Source organism: Janibacter anophelis NBRC 107843 (assembly GCF_001570945.1).
Classification (GTDB): domain Bacteria; phylum Actinomycetota; class Actinomycetes; order Actinomycetales; family Dermatophilaceae; genus Janibacter; species Janibacter anophelis.
This window is the reverse complement of record NZ_BCSQ01000104.1, coordinates 1-2,689: the sequence shown is the minus strand read 5'-3', so window position 1 is coordinate 2,689 and position 2,689 is coordinate 1. Positions and strand designations below refer to the sequence as shown.

At 71.2% G+C, this 2,689-nt stretch carries 4 protein-coding genes; 2 read left to right on the top strand and 2 right to left on the bottom strand.

Features of this window, described 5'->3' with window-relative positions:
- On the top strand, window positions 1–502 hold a 502-nt coding region (locus JAN01S_RS17270; RefSeq protein WP_169797258.1), incomplete at its 5' end, for a hypothetical protein.
- Window positions 503–558: 56 nt separating this feature from the next.
- Here the strand turns inward: JAN01S_RS17270 and greA are convergent.
- Both greA and JAN01S_RS16260 read right to left on the bottom strand, forming a co-directional pair.
- Window positions 559–1,053, bottom strand: a complete 495-nt coding sequence (greA, locus tag JAN01S_RS16265; protein WP_068319846.1) for a transcription elongation factor GreA — start codon at window positions 1,051–1,053, stop codon at window positions 559–561.
- A 166-nt stretch (window positions 1,054–1,219) separates the two neighbouring features.
- Window positions 1,220–1,645: a DUF4307 domain-containing protein gene (locus JAN01S_RS16260; protein ID WP_068319843.1), complete on the bottom strand. Its 426-nt coding sequence runs from the start codon at window positions 1,643–1,645 to the stop codon at window positions 1,220–1,222.
- A 162-nt stretch (window positions 1,646–1,807) separates the two neighbouring features.
- Between JAN01S_RS16260 and mca the strand changes: the two genes are divergently transcribed.
- A partial coding sequence (gene mca / locus JAN01S_RS16255) for a mycothiol conjugate amidase Mca (protein ID WP_068319840.1) occupies window positions 1,808–2,689 on the top strand: 882 nt, incomplete at its 3' end.

Genomic DNA, 2,689 nt, shown 5'->3' with positions numbered 1-2,689 from the left:
AGAAGGCCCCCAAGCCTTCTTCTCACACGTCCCGGGTCGGGGCGACGAGCTGGTCTACCAGCTCCCGGGAGGGCCGGAGCACCGCGTGCCCTTCGCCGAGACCCCCTTCATCGGTGAGCTGACGCCGGTCCTGCCCTCCCTGCCCGGAGGCGAGGACCTCGCCCTCCCGGAGGCGGATGGGCCCGTCCTGCAGCATCCACAACCGTGGACGGAGGGTGGGGGGGCCACCCCCTTCGACCGCGATCAGCAGTGGGCGCCGGGACAGACCGCGTCGCAGCCCTCCGATACCCCCGGGACAGGTGGCGGTGGGTCGGCGGACGCCCCCACCCAGGTGCCCACGACCGAGGGGGCCCACCTGACGACCGCGAGCGACGGCGCGGGCGAGCGCAGCGTCGCCTTCAACCCGCTCTTCGAGGTGCTCAGCGGCGGCTTCGCCGCCAACGGCTCGCAGATGGGCGGCTGGCTGGGCGGGGAGGCAGACCTGCAGCCCTGGAACCGCTGACGACATGCCGAAGGGAGGTCACGACCGGCTGGTCGTGACCTCCCTTCGTCGTGGTCTCAGGCGGAGTACGGCGTGGCCGAGAGGATCTTGACCTCGATCGTCTTGCCGTTGGGGGCCTCGTAGGAGGCCGTCTCGCCGACCTTCTTGCCGTTGATGCCGCCACCGAGGGGCGACTGCTCCGAGTACACCTGGATGGTGTCGCTGCCGTCGGCGATCTCACGGGAGCCGAGGAGGAAGGTCTCCTCCTCGCCGAACATCTCGACGGTGACGACCATGCCGGGCTCGACGACACCGTCGTCCGGCGGGGCCTCGCCCACGGTCGCGGTGTCGAGGATCTGCTTGAGCTGGCGGATGCGGGCCTCCATCTTGCCCTGCTCCTCCTTGGCAGCGTGGTAACCGCCGTTCTCCTTCAGGTCGCCCTCCTCACGGGCGGCCTCGATGCGCTTGGCGATCTCGACGCGACCGGGACCGGAGAGCTCGCGTAGCTCGGTCTGGAGCCGCTCGTACGCCTCTTGGGTCAGGTACGACGCGTTGGACGCGGTCTGGGTCACGGGGAACTCCTTGCTTCGGGTCGTGCGGGGACTCGGCGCCCCCTCAGACGGTGAACCGTGGCAGGCCCGTCGCCGGGGTGATGCACAAAGGTCTGGACCGAATGGTCCAGACCCACGGTTGCGTGTAAGGGATCAGTGTACCGCGATCGCGCTCAGGATGCAGGTCTCAGTCCACGGCGGTGCAGTCCGCGACCGTCGCCGTCACGGCGGTGGTCGTCGTGCGCACGGCGGCGCGCACCCGGGTGGTCCGCTCGTCGTCGGCGGGCACGACCTGCTCCTTGGTCCCCACGCGGGCGTAGTCCGAGTCCATCGCGGTCACCGTGCACGAGACCTCGGTGCCGGTGGGGCGCGTGACGTCGAAGATCATGACGATCTCGCGTTCGCCGTTGCGCTCGAAACCGATGTCGGTGGTCGTCACGGAGTCCCGGGTCGCCGAGACACCGAACCAGATCGTCAGCGCGACGGCCACGACGACGAGGAGCCCGCCGACGAGCCACCAGCGGCGTTGCCCGCGGTCGGGGTGGGCCTCCGCCTCGGCCTCCTCGCGCTCCGGATCCCAGTCGGGCTGGGTCTGCGGGGCGCCGGCCGTCATGTCTGCTCCTGGGGACGAAGGGGGAGGGGCGCCGGCTGTCATCGACGTCGGCGCGCGGTGAGAGGATGGACCCATTGTCCGTGACACCACGCCGCCGCGGCACACCGGCCCGCGCGGCACGCCCTCCCCGGGAGGAACCCACCAGTGGAAGCACTCAGGCTCATGGCCGTCCACGCCCACCCCGACGACGAGTCGAGCAAGGGCGCGGCGACGACCGCGCGCTACGTCCACGAGGGCGCCGAGGTCCTCGTCGTCACCTGCACGGGTGGCGAGCGTGGCGACGTGCTCAACCCGAAGCTCAAGGACGACCCGCACATCCTGCGCGACATCGTCCACGTGCGTCGTGAGGAGATGGCCCGGGCCGCGGCCCACCTGGGTGTCCAGCACACCTGGCTCGGCTTCGTCGACTCGGGGCTGCCCGAGGGCGACCCGCTGCCGCCGTTGCCGGCCGGCTGCTTCTACCTCGAGCCGCTCGAGGTGGCCACGGAGGCCCTCGTGCGCGAGATCCGCCGCTTCCGCCCGCACGTCGTGACGACCTACGACGAGAACGGCGGCTACCCGCACCCCGACCACGTCATGACCAACCGCGTCACCGAGGCGGCCTTCGAGGCGGCGGGCGACCCGGAGGCCTTCCCGCACGCCGGTGAGCCGTGGCAGCCGCTCAAGCTCTACTACATCGGCGGCTTCAGCATCGAGCGGATCCGCACCTTCCACGACGCGCTCCTGGCGCAGGGGAGCGAGTCCCCCTTCGTCGACTGGATCGAGCGCGCCGGCTCGCGGCCGCAGCGCCACCTCACCACGTGGGTGCCGTGCTCGGACTTCTTCGACGCGCGCGACGAGGCGTTGCGCTCGCACGCGACGCAGATCGATCCCGACGGGTTCTTCTTCGCCGTGCCCAACGACGTGCAGGCCGACCTGTGGCCGACCGAGGAGTACGAGCTCGCGGTGAGCCATGTGCCCACGACCGACACGGAGGAGGACCTCTTCGCCGGCATCCCGTCGAGCCTCGTCGAGGCCGACGCGCTGGCCCGCCGCACCGGCGGG